This window comes from Streptomyces sp. x-19, from assembly GCF_046549115.1.
Lineage (GTDB): Bacteria > Actinomycetota > Actinomycetes > Streptomycetales > Streptomycetaceae > Streptomyces > Streptomyces albulus_C.
Map to the genome: position 1 here is coordinate 81345 of NZ_JAJPWK010000006.1, position 14774 is coordinate 96118.

Annotated in this window: 13 protein-coding genes; 8 read left to right on the forward strand and 5 right to left on the reverse strand. The window is 69.2% G+C overall.

Annotated features, from left to right (window positions below):
- Window positions 1-36: 36 nt before the first annotated feature.
- The 3 genes from ACLJT4_RS17440 to ACLJT4_RS17450 all read right to left on the reverse strand — a co-directional run bounded on the left by ACLJT4_RS17440 (window position 37) and on the right by ACLJT4_RS17450 (window position 3520).
- Entirely contained in the window at window positions 37-570 is a 534-nt protein-coding gene (locus tag ACLJT4_RS17440) for an HXXEE domain-containing protein (RefSeq protein WP_411123232.1), read from the reverse strand.
- Window positions 571-750: 180 nt separating this feature from the next.
- Complete coding sequence (locus tag ACLJT4_RS17445; RefSeq protein WP_411123233.1) at window positions 751-1932, reverse strand: spermidine/putrescine ABC transporter substrate-binding protein; 1182 nt, start codon at window positions 1930-1932, stop codon at window positions 751-753.
- Window positions 1933-2065: 133 nt separating this feature from the next.
- Complete coding sequence (locus ACLJT4_RS17450; protein ID WP_411123234.1) at window positions 2066-3520, reverse strand: gamma-aminobutyraldehyde dehydrogenase; 1455 nt, start codon at window positions 3518-3520, stop codon at window positions 2066-2068.
- 180 nt (window positions 3521-3700) lie between these two features.
- Between ACLJT4_RS17450 and ACLJT4_RS17455 the strand changes: the two genes are divergently transcribed.
- The 4 genes from ACLJT4_RS17455 (at window position 3701) to ACLJT4_RS17470 (ending at window position 7714) form a co-directional block, all read left to right on the forward strand.
- The gene (locus ACLJT4_RS17455; protein ID WP_016572225.1) at window positions 3701-4174 is read left to right on the forward strand and encodes an Lrp/AsnC family transcriptional regulator; all 474 of its coding nucleotides are present in this window, start codon (window positions 3701-3703) and stop codon (window positions 4172-4174) included.
- A gap of 2 nt (window positions 4175-4176) precedes the next feature.
- The gene (locus tag ACLJT4_RS17460) at window positions 4177-5538 is read left to right on the forward strand and encodes an aspartate aminotransferase family protein (protein WP_411123235.1); all 1362 of its coding nucleotides are present in this window, start codon (window positions 4177-4179) and stop codon (window positions 5536-5538) included.
- 266 nt (window positions 5539-5804) lie between these two features.
- Window positions 5805-6545, forward strand: a complete 741-nt coding sequence (locus ACLJT4_RS17465) for an ABC transporter ATP-binding protein (protein WP_411123236.1) — start codon at window positions 5805-5807, stop codon at window positions 6543-6545.
- Window positions 6527-7714: a hypothetical protein gene (locus ACLJT4_RS17470; protein ID WP_411123237.1), complete on the forward strand. Its 1188-nt coding sequence runs from the start codon at window positions 6527-6529 to the stop codon at window positions 7712-7714. Before ACLJT4_RS17465 ends, ACLJT4_RS17470 begins: the two co-directional genes overlap by 19 nt.
- Before the next feature lie 835 nt (window positions 7715-8549).
- Here the strand turns inward: ACLJT4_RS17470 and ACLJT4_RS17475 are convergent.
- The gene (locus ACLJT4_RS17475) at window positions 8550-8972 is read right to left on the reverse strand and encodes a RidA family protein (protein ID WP_411123238.1); all 423 of its coding nucleotides are present in this window, start codon (window positions 8970-8972) and stop codon (window positions 8550-8552) included.
- A 163-nt stretch (window positions 8973-9135) separates the two neighbouring features.
- On the opposite strand from ACLJT4_RS17475, the gene ACLJT4_RS17480 reads away from it, so the two are divergent.
- Together ACLJT4_RS17480 and ACLJT4_RS17485 are read left to right on the forward strand one after the other, a co-directional pair.
- Complete coding sequence (locus ACLJT4_RS17480; protein ID WP_411123239.1) at window positions 9136-9543, forward strand: MarR family winged helix-turn-helix transcriptional regulator; 408 nt, start codon at window positions 9136-9138, stop codon at window positions 9541-9543.
- 593 nt (window positions 9544-10136) lie between these two features.
- Complete coding sequence (locus ACLJT4_RS17485; protein ID WP_411123240.1) at window positions 10137-11147, forward strand: hypothetical protein; 1011 nt, start codon at window positions 10137-10139, stop codon at window positions 11145-11147.
- Window positions 11148-11216: 69 nt separating this feature from the next.
- On the opposite strand, the gene ACLJT4_RS17490 is transcribed toward ACLJT4_RS17485, so the two are convergent.
- Window positions 11217-12743 (reverse strand): glycosyltransferase 87 family protein, encoded by a 1527-nt coding sequence (locus ACLJT4_RS17490; protein ID WP_411123241.1) that lies wholly within the window; start codon window positions 12741-12743, stop codon window positions 11217-11219.
- A gap of 162 nt (window positions 12744-12905) precedes the next feature.
- Between ACLJT4_RS17490 and ACLJT4_RS17495 the strand changes: the two genes are divergently transcribed.
- Entirely contained in the window at window positions 12906-14060 is a 1155-nt protein-coding gene (locus ACLJT4_RS17495) for a sensor histidine kinase (RefSeq protein ID WP_411123242.1), read from the forward strand.
- Entirely contained in the window at window positions 14054-14740 is a 687-nt protein-coding gene (locus tag ACLJT4_RS17500) for a response regulator (protein WP_016572234.1), read from the forward strand. The genes ACLJT4_RS17495 and ACLJT4_RS17500 overlap by 7 nt, the downstream gene beginning before the upstream one ends.
- Window positions 14741-14774 lie beyond the last annotated feature (34 nt).

The following is a 14774-nucleotide window of genomic DNA, read 5'->3' on the forward strand; positions in this document are numbered from 1 at the left end:
TCGCCCCACCGGCGGCCGGCGGCCGGTCCGGGGCCCTCAGCCCTTGACCAGCCGTCGCGCCACCGCGTGCGAGACGACCGTGGCGCCGGCCGCCGCGGCGACACCGCGGAGCACCCCGCCCGGGGTCGTGAGCCGCAGCCGTCCGGCCCGCCGCAGCCGCCCGCGGGCCCAGCGCGTGAACGGAACGACGAGCACGGGCGAGGTCGCCGACCCCGGGGTGTAGCCGCGGGCGGCGGCCGCCTGGGCCAGGTGCAGCAGGCCGTGCGGCCCGAAGCCGTCCAGCGCCACCTGGAAGAACGCGGATCGGCCGCCGGTGCGGTGCCCGCGGACCGCCGCGGCGCCCACGATCGTCGCCATCACCGCCACCGCCGCGGCGAACTCCCGCTGGGTGACGCCCTCCACCGCCCGCCAAACCCGCTCGGGCACCTGCGGGAACCGGTTCCGCAGCGCCGGCACGTTCGCCCGCACCCAGCGCGACCCGAAGGCCACCTCCTCGGCGTCGTGCAGCGCCCAGGCGGCGAACAGCCCCAGCGTGACCGCCGGCGGCAGCCCGCCCCCCAGCCGACGCACACGGGCCGAGCGACGCGCCGCAGGACTCAGCCGCCCCCAAAGCCCCGGCCGGCGCACCCGCCCCCGACGTCCCGGAAGCCTTCGACTTCACCACGGAGATCACCACAACCACCGCTTGTGGCACGCGAGTTGACCGGCCCGACAGCAGCACGGCACCGGCACCATCCAGGCCCGCTCGCCCTACAGCCCCACGATCCCGTTCCACGCCTTGGCGAACTCGGTCCGCTCCTTCGCGGTGATGTCCCGCGCGATGGCCAACCGCTTGCGCATCTCCGCGTCGGGGAAGATCAGCGGGTCCTCGGCCAGCTGCGCCCGCTCCTTGTCCTTGGAGGAGGCGAGCACCTCACGCGCGGCCGGCACCGGGCAGACGTAGTTGACCCAGGCGGCGAGTTCGGCCGCGACCTCCGGCTGGTAGTAGTAGTCGATCAGCCGCTCGGCGTTGCGCTTGTGGGCCGCGAGGTTGGGGATCATCATGCTCTCCGCCCACAGCTCCGCACCCTCTTCGGGAACCACGAACTCGATGTCGGGGTTGTCCGCCTGCAACTGGATCACGTCGCCGGAGTACGCCTGCGCGGCGAGCACGTCGCCGGAGTCCAGGTCCTTGATGTAGTCGTTGCCGGTGAACCGGCGGATCTGCCCCTTGCGCACCAGGCCGCCCACCTGGTCGATCATCCGGTGGAAGTCGTCGGCGGTCCAGCGGGTGATGTCGGCGCCGTTGCCCTGGAGCAGCATGGCGAACGCCTCGTCCAGCCCGGACAGCAACGTCACCCGGCCGCGCAGGTCCGGCTTCCACAGGTCGGAGGTGTGCTTGATCTGCCGACCGAGCTTCTTGCGGTTGTAGGCGATGCCGGTGATGCCGGACTGCCAGGGCACCGAGTGCAGGCGGCCGGGGTCGAAGTGCGGGGTGCGCAGCAGCGGGTCGAGGTGCTCGGCGACGTTCGGCTGGGCCTTGCGGTCCATGGTCTCGACCCAGCCGAGCCGGACGAACCGGGCGCACATCCAGTCGCTGATGACGATCAGGTCGCGCCCGGTGGCCTGGTGGTTCATCAACGCCGGGCTGATCTTGCCGAAGAACTCGTCGTTGTCGTTGATCTCCTCGGTGTACGTCACGGAGATCCCGGTGCGCTTCTGGAACGCGTCCAGCGTGGGGCGGCGCTGCTTGTCGTGGTCGTCGACGTCGATGTAGAGCGGCCAGTTGGCGAAGACCAACTCGCGCTCCCGGGCGGAGCGGTCCGGGGCCTCGCGGTCCGCGGCCTCGACGTACGCCGGCGGCACCCCGCATCCCGTCATGGCGGCCAGCGCCCCGGTCACACCGATTCCGCCCATGCCCCTGAGCAGCGAACGCCGCGAAAGATCAGCCATGGCGAGCACTCTCACGTGCCGCGGGCGGAGGCGGCAAGAGACAGAGCGTCAATTGCCGGGCCTCCGCCCGCGACGGTGTGTCGAGCGTTCCGTGTCGCTCGACGGTGGGGATCCCCCTTCAGGGCCGGCCGGTTCAGCCGTCCAGCGAGGTCATCACGTGCTTGATCCGGGTGTAGTCGTCGAAGCCGTAGGCGGACAGGTCCTTGCCGTAGCCGGACTTCTTGAAGCCGCCGTGCGGCATCTCGGCGACCAGCGGGATGTGGGTGTTGATCCACACGCAGCCGAAGTCCAGGACCTTGGACATCCGCATGGCGCGGGCGTGGTCCTTGGTCCACACCGAGGAGGCCAGGGCGTACTCGACGCCGTTGGCCCACTCCACCGCCTGCTTCTCGTCGGCGAAGGACTGGACGGTGATGACCGGGCCGAAGACCTCGTGCTGGACGATCTCGTCGTCCTGCTTCAGGCCCGAGACGACGGTCGGGGCGAAGAAGTAGCCCTTCTCGCCGACCTGCTCGCCGCCCGCCTCGATCTTGGCGTGCGCGGGCAGCCGCTCGATGAAGCCCTTGACCTGCTTGAGCTGGTTGGCGTTGTTCAGCGGGCCGTAGAGCACGTCCTCGTCGTCGACCGCGCCGGTCTTGGTCTCCGAGGCGGCCTTGGCCAGCGCCGCGACGAACTCGTCGTGGATGGACTCCTGGACGAGCACGCGGGTGGCGGCCGTACAGTCCTGACCGGCGTTGAAGTAGCCGGCGGTGGCGATGTCCTCGACGGCCTTGGCGATGTCGGTGTCCTCGAAGACCACGACCGGCGCCTTGCCGCCGAGCTCCAGGTGGACCCGCTTGAGGTCCTTCGACGCGGACTCGGCGACCTGCATGCCGGCGCGTACCGAGCCGGTGATCGAGGCCATCGCCGGGACCTTGTGCTCGACCATCAGACGGCCGGTCTCCCGGTCGCCGCAGACCACGTTGAACACGCCACGGGGGTGGCCGAGTTCGTCGAGGACGCTGCCGATGATGTCGGCGATCAGCACCGTCGAGGCGGGGGTGGTGTCGGAGGGCTTGATGACCACGGTGTTGCCCGCGGCGAGCGCCGGGGCGAACTTCCACACGGCCATCATCATCGGGTAGTTCCACGGCGCGACCTGGGCGCAGACGCCCACCGGCTCGCGGCGGATGATCGAGGTGAAGCCGTCCATGTACTCGCCGGCCGAGCGGCCCTCGAGCATCCGGGCGGCACCCGCGAAGAAGCGGATCTGGTCCACCATCGGCGGGATCTCCTCGGAGCGGACCAGGGCGATCGGCTTGCCGCAGTTCTCGGACTCGGCGGCGATCAGCTCCTCGGCGCGCTCCTCGAAGCGGTCGGCGATCTTGAGGAGGACCTTCTGGCGCTCGGCCGGGATCAGGTCGCGCCAGGCGGGGAAGGCGGCTTCGGCCGCCGCCATGGCCGCGTCCACGTCCTCGGAGCCGGAGAGCGGGGCAGTGGCGTACGGCTCGCCCGTGGCCGGGTTGACCACCTCCGTGGTCCGGCCGTCGGCGGCGTCCCGGAACTCCCCGTCGATGTAGTTGCGCAGACGACGCAGTGCGGTGGTCACTGTGCGCCCCCTTCAGTGTCAGATGTCCGGTGGTTGGGATCCCACACTAGCCGCGGAAGCCACGTTTTCAACACACCCACATGGCCCAAACAACGAAATCAGTGAAATTCCCCTCGATCAACAACTGATTTCATTGAATCGGGGTTGCCATACTGCCGAACCTCGTGCACAGTGAGGGACGTGGCCACTCGTGACAGAAACGGCACTCCGTCGATCGACTCCGTCTCCCTGGCGATCATCGAGCAGCTCCAGGAAGATGGGCGCCGTCCCTACGCCGCGATCGGCAAGGCCGTGGGCCTGTCCGAGGCGGCGGTACGCCAGCGCGTACAGAAGCTGCTCGACCAAGGCGTGATGCAGATCGTCGCGGTCACCGACCCCCTCACGGTCGGTTTCCGTCGACAGGCAATGGTCGGCATCAACGTCGAGGGTGACCTCGATCCCGTGGCCGACGCCCTGACGACCATGGAAGAAGTCGAGTACGTCGTCATGACGGCAGGTTCGTTCGATCTCCTCATCGAGATCGTCTGCGAGGACGACGACCACCTTCTGCAAATGATCAACAAGCGGATCCGCACGCTACCCGGCGTCCGATCCACCGAGAGCTTCGTGTACCTCAAGCTCCGGAAGCAGACCTACACCTGGGGAACGAGATAGCAATGAGCGCCGACCTCTCCAAGACGGCGTACGACCACCTGTGGATGCACTTCACCCGCATGTCGTCGTACGAAAACGCCCCCGTGCCCACGATCGTGCGCGGTGAAGGCACCAACATCTACGACGACAAGGGCAAGCGCTACATCGACGGCCTCGCCGGCCTCTTCGTGGTCAACGCCGGCCACGGCCGCGTCGAGCTCGCCGAGACCGCCTACAAGCAGGCCCAGGAACTGGCCTTCTTCCCGGTCTGGTCCTACGCGCACCCCAAGGCCGTGGAGCTGGCCGAGCGCCTGGCGAACTACGCCCCGGGCGACCTCAACAAGGTCTTCTTCACCACCGGTGGTGGCGAGGCCGTCGAGACCGCCTGGAAGCTCGCCAAGCAGTACTTCAAGCTCACCGGCAAGCCGATGAAGCACAAGGTCATATCCCGCGCGGTCGCCTACCACGGCACCCCGCAGGGCGCCCTGTCGATCACCGGTCTGCCGGGCCTGAAGGCCCCCTTCGAGCCGCTGGTTCCCGGCGCGCACAAGGTGCCGAACACCAACATCTACCGCGCCCCGATCCACGGCGACGACCCCGAGGCCTTCGGCCGCTGGGCCGCCGACCAGATCGAGCAGCAGATCCTCTTCGAGGGCCCGGAGACCGTCGCCGCGGTCTTCCTGGAGCCGGTGCAGAACGCCGGTGGCTGCTTCCCGCCGCCCCCCGGCTACTTCCAGCGGGTCCGCGAGATCTGCGACCAGTACGACGTGCTGCTCGTCTCCGACGAGGTCATCTGCGCCTTCGGTCGCCTCGGCACGATGTTCGCCTGTGACAAGTTCGACTACGTCCCGGACATGATCACCTGCGCCAAGGGCATGACCTCGGGCTACTCCCCGATCGGTGCCTGCATCATCTCCGACCGCCTCGCCGAGCCGTTCTACAAGGGTGACAACACCTTCCTGCACGGCTACACCTTCGGTGGCCACCCGGTCTCCTCCGCCGTGGCACTGTCGAACTTCGACATCTTCGAGCGCGAGGGCCTCAACCAGCACGTGCTCGACAACGAGGGCAACTTCCTCAGCACGCTGCAGAAGCTGCACGACCTGCCGATCGTCGGCGACGTCCGCGGCAACGGCTTCTTCTACGGCATCGAGCTCGTGAAGGACAAGGCCACCAAGGAGTCCTTCAACGACGAGGAGACCGAGCGCGTCCTCTACGGCTTCCTCTCCAAGGCGCTGTACGACAACGGTCTCTACTGCCGCGCCGACGACCGTGGCGACCCGGTCATCCAGCTGGCCCCGCCGCTGATCGCCGACCAGTCGGTCTTCGACGAGATCGAGCAGATCCTGCGCTCCGTCCTCACCGAGGCGTGGACCAAGCTCTGATCATCGCGTCACCTCCCGGCGCACGGGGCAACCTGCGCTAGTCACTCCCCTGGTGCACTGGCCACTCCCCGACGCGCCGGAAGACAACTGCACACCTCACGGCCCCGATTCACTCGTTCCCTTCCATACGGGTGAATCTGGGCCGTTGTGGCTGCCGAGCCACATTTGACCGGGGACCCGATTCCTTACCGTGCTGGTGACCGATACCCTCCGTGGTCGTTCCCCCGACCGGGGGACCGAGCAGCGTACGAGCGAGAGGTGTGCAGATGGTGGCCCCGCCTGACAACGACGTTCTCTGGGCACGCGGCCTACACCACGCGCACGGCGCCACCATCGCCCTCACCGGGGTCTCCCTCGGTGTGCGGGAGGGCGAGATCCTCGCCGTCACCGGCCCCCGCGGCAGTGGCAAGACCACGCTGCTGAAGTGCCTGTCCGGCCAACTCGTACCGACCGAGGGCGAGGTCCTCTTCGACCGCGCCCCCGTCCACACCCTCTCCTCCCCCAGCCGCGAACGGCTGCGCCTCGAACGGTTCGGCTGGATCGACACCGAACCCCACCTCGTCCCGGAACTCACCGTCTGGGAGAACACCGCCCTCCCACTCCTGCTGCGCGGCACCGGCCACCGCGCGGCCAAGCACACCGCGATCGAATGGCTGGAACGCCTCGACGTGGGCATGTGCGCCCGCCGCCGCCCCGCCCGGCTCGACCAGTCCCAGCGCCAGCGCGTCGCCATCGCCCGCGCCCTGGTCACCACCCCGCAGGTGCTCTTCGCCGACGAACCGACCGCCCCGCTCCACAGCGCAGACGGCATCCAAGTGCTGCGTACCCTGACCACCGCGGCCCGCTCCCACCACATCACCGTGGTCCTGGCGACCTACGACCCCCAGGTCGCCGCGCAGGCCGACCGGACCGTCAGCCTCCTCGACGGCCGCCTCTCCGGCGCCGCCCCCGAGGACGCCGGCGCCTCCGACGAGGAAAGCAGGGCAGCGTGCTCGCTCTCCGTCTGACCTTCCGCGCTCACCCCCTCGTCCTGCTGCGCCGTCTCCTCGTCGCCACCGCCGCGGCCGGCACCGGCTTCCTGGTGCTGACCGCCCTCGCCCACGCCGCCGCCCACCCCACCGCAGCCGGCGCCTCCCCGGGCCGCCTCCTGTGGTGCGCCGCCCCGCTCGCGGCCACCGCCCAACTCGCGGTGTCCGTGGCCCGCACCGACCCGGCCGCCCGCCTCCAACGCGGCATGACCGCCGCCGGCCTGGGACCGTTCCGACTCACCCTGCTCGCCGCGGCCTCCACCGCCCTGACCTGTGCCCTAGGTGTCCTCCTCGCCCTCATCGCCTTCCTCACCCTCCGCGGCGACCTCGGCACCACCGCCCGCATCACCGCCCGCACCGCCGCCCCGCGCGCCGTCGACGCCGGTCTGCTCGGCGCCGGCCACCCGCTGCCGCTGATCGGCGCCCTCATGCTGCTGTCCCTCGTCCCACTAACGGTCGCCGCGGCCACCGCCTACTCGCTCCGTCCCCGCGCCGAAGCGGGCGCCGTCGACACCGAGCCAGCCCCGATCACCAAGGCTCCCCCCGGCCTCCCGTGGGGCGTCGCCCTGACCGCGGCCGGCCTGGCCCTCGAGTCCTACACCACCCCCGCCGGCGGCACCCCCGGCGGCCTGTTGCCCCTCCCCGGCCACCTGATCGGCAGCCCACCGGGCATCCTGGCCGGCTGGGCCCTGGCGGCCTTCGGTCTCGTCCTGGCCGGCCCCGGCCTGGTGTACCTGTCGGGCCAACTGCTGTGCGCGGGCCGCCCCGGCGCGCTGCGACTGCTGTCCGGGCGCGTCCTCCAGGAGGAGTCACACCGCCTGGGCCGCCCCCTCGGCGTCCTGTGCGCGGTGGCCTCCGGCATCTACGCCGCCGTCACCGTGTACCAGGCTGCTCCCTCCCGGCCCCTCGGTCCGTTCACGGCCATCGGCGCGGCGATCATCTTTGCCTGCGTCTCCATCAGCGCACTCTCGGCCAGCCTGGAATCCCGAGCCGCCCGCGCCCGCACCACCGCCGCCCTACGCCGACTCGGCGCATCCGCCTCCACCCTCCACCGCGCGACCGCCCTTCGCGCCGTGGCCGTACTGCTCGTTCTCGGCCCCCTGACCTGGACGGTCGCAGAGATGGCCACTCTTCCCCTGGTCCACTGAGAAATCGCGGGAAGCGGCTCTCGCCTGGGGGCGGCCTGGGGCACGCGCAAGGAGGAGCTTTGCCGTTGGTGGCGTCGGGCTCGTTGGGTCTTGTTGTTCTCGCTGTTTTCTTTCTTCTCGTTGGGCTCCTTGGGCTCGTTGGCCCCTTGCGCTCTGTGACTGCGATGCGCTGTGCGCCAGGCGAGTTGAGTGGTGGGGCCGTGTCTTCCGAAGAGTCGCGCCGCACGGCGGCGACGGTGGCGGCTGGGCAGCGGTGGCTGGACGGTGCCGGCTGGGGCGTTACTTGCTGATGCGCTGATCCGTGAGGGGTTGTTCCTTCCGGAGCGTGTTGGGCTCAAGCCGGTTGTCGCCGGGGCGTCGTATCGAGGGCGAACGAGATTGCCGTGCGGCACGGAGGAACTTGCGCTGAAGGCCCCTGCGCTGAATTCGGTTCGGTGTGGCGTAGAGGCTCTTGCTTGGATGCAAACACCGCACACCACACACCGCTCTGGCTCTTCGACGCGTAGGCGTGGGTAGGGAGGCATAGCACGCCGTCCGGTTGCAGGTTGGCGACTGCCTGGCGGGCCCACAGTGCTCCGGAACACGGCGCGATGTGGTTGACGCATGGAGGTCCACCAAGTTCCGGGCCGACGGCGGTCGGTCGGAACGTCTCGGACATGGGGATCGTCAGACACCCGGTCGCGGGCCAAGACACACGCAACGCCCAGGCTGACTCGATGCACACCGGGCAGGAGCGGGACGTTACGACTTCCCGCACGACATTCCAGCTGCCCAGCGCGAAGCCTTCGGGCCCTGCCCGCTCCCGTCCAGACGCGACCCGTCGGCTACGACGCCGTCAGCGGGCGAGAGCCGTCACCTCGACCTCTATTCGCCACTCCGGCTGTGCCAGCGACGACACTTCGAGCAAGGTGTCCGCGGGATAGGGCTCGGACAGGAACTCCTCGCGCAGGGCGATCACATGACCGAGGTCGGCGGCCATGTCCGTCACGAAGATGCCGACCTTCACCACGTCTGCGAGCGACGCACCGGCCTCGGCGAGCACTCGCTGGACGTTCGCGAAGGCCTGGCGCCCCTGAGTCAGGAAGTCATCTGCGACGGTCCGCCCCTGCTCATCGATACCCGCCTGCCCGGACACATGGATCAGGCCGCCTGCCTTGATTGCCTGCGAAATCTTGTACGGCTCGTACCAGTCCGGCGTGGTTGCGATCCGCTGGACAACCGGGGCACTTCCCGCTTCCACGACGCTTGTCGATGCCATGACGCTCCCCCTCATAGTTCCATGTACACACATCTCTTGCATGCACATACATAAGTTTCAGGTGCATGTACGCTGATGTCAAGAGCTCGCTGGGGAACACCCCGAAAGAGGTCGGAGCGCGACGCCGGAGAAGGCGGACGAGCGACGGAAGAGGACAGAATCCATGGACGCGGAGCACTGGGACCGATTCGGAGCACTGCACACGCGCGTCGAGCAAGAACTCGCGAAAGCGCTGCAACAGCACCACAAGCTCGGCCTCTCCGAGTACCGCGCGCTGGCCCGTCTCGCGGCGTCGGACGACGGTGAGCTGCGGATGCAGGAGCTCGCGGACCTCATCGGCCTCAACCAGAGCTCCGTCAGCCGACTGGCTTCTCGGCTGGAGTCGTCCGGCCTGACCCGTCGCGACCTGTGCCCGGGCGACCGACGTGGCGTCTACAGCGTGATCACCGACGAGGGCCGTGAAATGCAGAGCAGGGCACGTCCAACGTACGACGACGCACTGTGCACGGCTCTCGACTCAGCCGCCGAGGACGGCTCGCTCGGCCCGCTGGTGAAGTCCCTACGCCCGTAACGAGGGCCACGTAACGCGCGGCCGACCGAGGCTCCCCGCACCCGTAAACCGTGCGCGCGACCGAGCCGTGGGCACACACCCTGCGCCGCAACGTCACCGGACAGCCCTCCTGGCGCGGTCCGACCCGACCTACTCGGCCTCGACCCCGGTGGCGGCCAAGCCCAGGCATCCGCGGCCCTACCGATAGCAGCCGGTCAGAGCGGCTGGCGATGCACATCGTCGTGGTCACCAACCGGCCGCAAAGCCCTCAGGAAGACCATCTCGGCCGCCCTGGGAGCCTCTCTGATGCTCTCCGGCAGCACCGGCTGGCAAGCCACTCGAGGACGAGCTGCGGCCTGCACACGGCAGGCCGACAAACCCGCACGGCGACGTGCACGACTCGTTCCCGTAAGCCGACCCGCGTACGGAAGCCTCCCTTGCCGGCTCCTCGCGCCGGCCAAGAGCCCCTTGCACCCCTGCCCAGGGGGCACTTCCCTCCCCCATTTCCCCACGGCAAGAGATCTTTTTGCCCTTGGAGGCAACTCACGTACCGAAATGCACGTCTGCCAATCCAGGTAATGAACAGGTAATGCGGCGTGCGAACGGAGCCTTCGGTGATCATCGGCCTTGTGACGGCCATAGCGGCGTCCGCCTGCTACGGCACAGGTTCGGTCCTTCAGGCGGTGGGATCACGGAAGTCCGCTCGGCGAGAGGCGGCGAAGGCATCCGGCGACACCGTCACACAGCACGGCGGCCCCAGCCTCTCGTCGACCGCCAAAGCCGCCGTGACCTGGGAGTTCATGGTCGGCACGGTCCTGGACTTCATAGGCTTCGGGCTGGGTGCGCTCGCGGCCCGGATGCTGCCGCTGTTCCTCTCTCAGACCGTGATCAGCGCGAACCTCGTGATCACGGCCGTGTTGAGCGTCAAGCTCCTCAACATTCGCCTCACCCGTCCCGAATGGGCCTCCATCGGCGTGGTCTGCTCGGCACTGGTGCTGCTGGCCACCGCGGCCGGCCCGGAGGGGAGCGGTCACACACCCATCGACACCCATTGGTGGCTGCTGGTCGCCTCCGTTGTGATCATCGGCGGTGGCACCCTGCTCGTGCGTCTGCTCGGCGGGCGGGCCGCGATCCTCGCGGGCCTCTTGTCCGGTTTGGGCTTCGGCGCCCTGGGAGTGGGCGTGCGCGTCCTGAACGGTGTGGACCCGTTCCACCTGCCGTCCCTCCTCGGTGATCCCGCGCTGTACGCGATCCTGGTCGCAGGCATCGGCGGAATGTACCTGCACACGGTCGCCCTGCAGATCGGTTCGGTGAACGGTGCCACGGCGGCGCTCGTGGTGGGCGAAACCGTGGTGCCCGGCATTCTCGGAGTGCTGTGGCTGGGCGACTCCTCTCGTCCTGGCTTCGCATGGATGGCGATCCTTGGCTTCGTCGTCGCTGTGGCCGGGGCCGTCGCGGTCGCCTGGTTCGGCGAGCCGGAGTCGGCCTCACAGGATGGGGAACAGGATCCGGGTTCGGAACAGGCAGTAGCCGTCGGGCATAGCTCCGCGCCAACCGTGGGAAGCGGGACGGGGACGACGGCAGAAGCCCTGCCGGAGGAGAGCTCGCGCAACGCAGCGGTATAGCGACCGCTGCCGACACCGCGGCGCCGTGGCCACGATCCTCCTCGCCCTTGGCGTTGGCCTGCCTGTGGCTCACAGCATCGTCTCCTCTCCCACTTCGGGGGCGCGTCTCTTACGGTCCGCTTGTTCTGTCACTCGCTGCGGAACGCTCAGGTGGCCCGTCCCGCAGCCCTGCTGAGGGCCGTCCGCCTGGCGCTGGTCAGGGCTGGGGACAACGCCTGGCCCGATTTCCTCCGATAGATCACCCCGCACCACCTCGCTCAATGACACGTGGTCCAATGGCCGGCGGCAGATCGCGCTGCGTGGTCCGGTCGCCGTCGCGACCTGCATCAGTCGGGGCCACGCCCAGAGCACCAGGGGATAGACGAGGTAGCCGAAGCGTGTCGCCGGCATCAGTGCCATGGCGAGCGCGAGGCCGATCGCCAGGCGGTCGGCCGCAGCCCGCACCGTCCGCGGCGGCCGTATCGCCAGGGAGCCGGCGACGCCGATGGCGGCGACGGCCAGCAGCACCATCGCGATGATCGCCCCGCCGGGAACGTAGGTGGCCAGGAGCCACCCGGGCAGCGGACTGGCAGCAGGGGACGTCGCGCTGCCGAGCCCCAAGGGAAACGCCAGAACGTTCTCGACGAATGTCCTGGGGGCTGTGAGCAGGAACGGAACAACGGCCGTCAATACCGTCAGAACGGTTGCAGCGGCAGCGGCAAGGGCCGAGCGCCGGCCGTGTCTGGCTGCCACCAGCGCCAGCACGACGGGCGCAGCGGGCCAGGCCGTCCACTTGAGCGCCGCTGCAGCGCCTATCAGTAGACCCGCACGCCCCGGCGTACCGTTTGCGGCCGCTGCCAGCCCCCAGCACATCAGACCGATCACCGGAAGGTCGATTCCCCCGACTGCCAGAGGCAGGGCCACCAGCGGGCAGGCCGCGAGCCACAACAGCACGGGAGCGGTAGCGCAACAGGGCGCGGTAGGAGCTCCGGGCCGGCCTCCGGCCACGCCCCGCACACGGCGAACGAGCGTCCTTGTCGCAGCGGCCATGGTCACGAAGAACGCGCTCGCCATCCACCATCGCGCGTCGGTGAGCAGCCCGCCGCCGAACAGCGCATGCGGGAGACCGAAGACCGCCATGCCGGGTGGGTACGGGTTGTGGTCCCCGACCGTGGAGGGTGCAGGTATGCAGGGGCTGCCCGAGTGCAGCAACACGTCACCGGAGCGTTCGACGACTGCGACTTCCAGCTGCGCGCTGCTGTCCCACACCAGAAGGAGCAGTGGCACGACCACCGACCCCATCACGGCCAGGACCAGGGGCAGTTCGTGGGGGAACACGCCACTGCGCAGCGGACGTCTTCTCTTGGCAAGCCGACCCGCGGCCATCGCCGCACACCCGTATCCGACTGCCGCAGAGAAGCTCCATGTCCGGTGCGGGGAAAGGGTGGTGAAGAGCGCGAGGCCGAGCGCGGCGATCGCGCACGCGCTCCATCCCCACGCTTCACGGCACGTGCTTCTGCGCGGTCCGCCGCCCGTGCGTCGCGGCGCGCGCAGACCCCATTCCAGCCTGCCGCATTTCCCTAAGTCCGTTGATTTGCAAGCCAGTTGATTGTTCATGACGCTCCCTTCCTCGCCGTGATCACGAGGCTATGGACAGGCGGATCGCGGAGCGTCAAACGAGGAACCGAACTTCGACGTCAACCCGTGGCATGACATGTCAGCCATGGATCAACCCGTGCGGCGACGCGGCGGCTGCCGCGAAGCCGAAAAAATATCGGCATGAGCACTTCTCTCCGGCAGCGGCTCCGCGCGTGGGTCGCGTCGCCGTCCTATCCCTGGGTCTCCGGCGGGGCCCTCACGGTTTTCGCGGCCGTGGAGCTCGTGGTCGTGCCGCGCCACTCTCTGGTGATCGCGGTGGGCGTGCTGCTCTCCGCGACAACTCTGGCGTGGCGTCACGTGCGCCCGGCCGCCACGGCCCTCTCCGCAGGAGCAGCCCTGTTGAGTTTCGCCGCCGGAGCGGACCTCTACATCGCAGCAACCGTCAGCGGACTCGTGGCGTGTTACACCCTCGGACGACACCGCGTGGCGCACCCGGCTCTGCTCGCCGGTATCGGCTCGGTCCTCTCCCTCGCGGTGAACGTCTGGCACATCGCGTCCTGGCACCCGAGGTCCTACACCTTCGATCTGCTCGCCGAGTGGTTCGTCCTGACCGTGGCGATCGTGGCCGCGGTAGCGGTGGGGGACGCGGTTCGCGCGCGCGAGGAGACACGGCGTGAGCGGGCGGCCGCGCAGCTCCGGCTCCTCGCGATGGAGCGCCGGCAGGCCGCCGCGGCGGAGCGGGCAGCAATCGCCCGGGAACTGCACGACGTCGTTTCGCACTCCGTCTCGGTGATCGCCGTGCAGGCGGAGAGCGCCACCTACACCACACCGGACCTGTCGCCGCAGGCCCGTGAGGGCTTTCAGCAGATCGCCAGGTCCGCCCGCGCATCGATGGCGGAGTTGCGTCGGCTGCTGGGTGTGCTGCGAACGGACCCCGAGGACCGCACGGGAACGACACCGCAACCGACCCTCGACGCATTGGGCGAACTGATAGCGCAGCACCGCTCCGTGGGCGGCGAGGTCGAACTGCGGATCAGCGGAGAGCGGGTCGAGTTGCCCACGTCCTGCGAGTTGTCGGCCTATCGCATCGTCCAGGAAGGGCTGACCAACGTGCGCCGGCACGCTCCGGGTGCCCATGCGGTGGTGGAGATCGACTATCGGCCCGACCGGCTGGCGGTGCGGATCGCGGACGACGGCCCGGGGTCACCGGGCGTGGTGCACTCCGGACATGGCCTGGCCGGCATGGAGGAGCGGGCCACGTTGCTCGGGGGCAGGCTCACCGCGAGCCCGGGTCCGGACGGCGGCTTTCTCGTAGAGGCGGAAATCCCGTGGTGATCAGAGCAATCGTGGCCGACGACCAGGCCATCGTCCGCACCGGCTTCGTCAACCTCCTGGGCACGCAGGACGACATCGAGGTGGTGGGTGAGGCCGAGGACGGCGTGCAGGCGGTACGGGTGGCCGCGGAGCAGCGCCCCGACCTCGCACTGCTGGACATCCGGATGCCGCACAAGAATGGCATCGAGGCCGCCCGGGAGATCACTCGGGCGTCGGGGGGCGCGACCAAGGCGTTGATGCTGACGACGTTCGGGCTCGACGAGTACGTGTACGACGCGCTCGCAGCCGGCGCCAGCGGCTTCCTCCTGAAGGACACCACGTTCCCGGAACTCCTCCACGCCGTGCGGGTGGTGGCGGAGGGCAATGCACTGTTGGCACCCGAGTTGACCAAGCGGTTGATCGCGCAGTTCGTCAAGCAGCGATCGGCGCCGGCTCCCGTGCGCACGGTCGAGGAGCTGACCGGCCGTGAGGTGGAGGTGCTCCTCCACATCGCCCAGGGGCTGTCCAACGCGGAGATCTCCGCACGCCTGACGATCACCGATCACACCGTCAAGACGCACATCAACCGGCTCTTCACCAAGATGGGGCTCCGTGATCGTGCCCAGGCAGTGATCCTCGCCTACGAATTGGGCCTGGTCATCCCGCAGGGCCGGCGCCCCGCCCCGCCCTCACGCACCTAATGGCCCCCACCCCTTCAGGAGCGGATCATGGCCC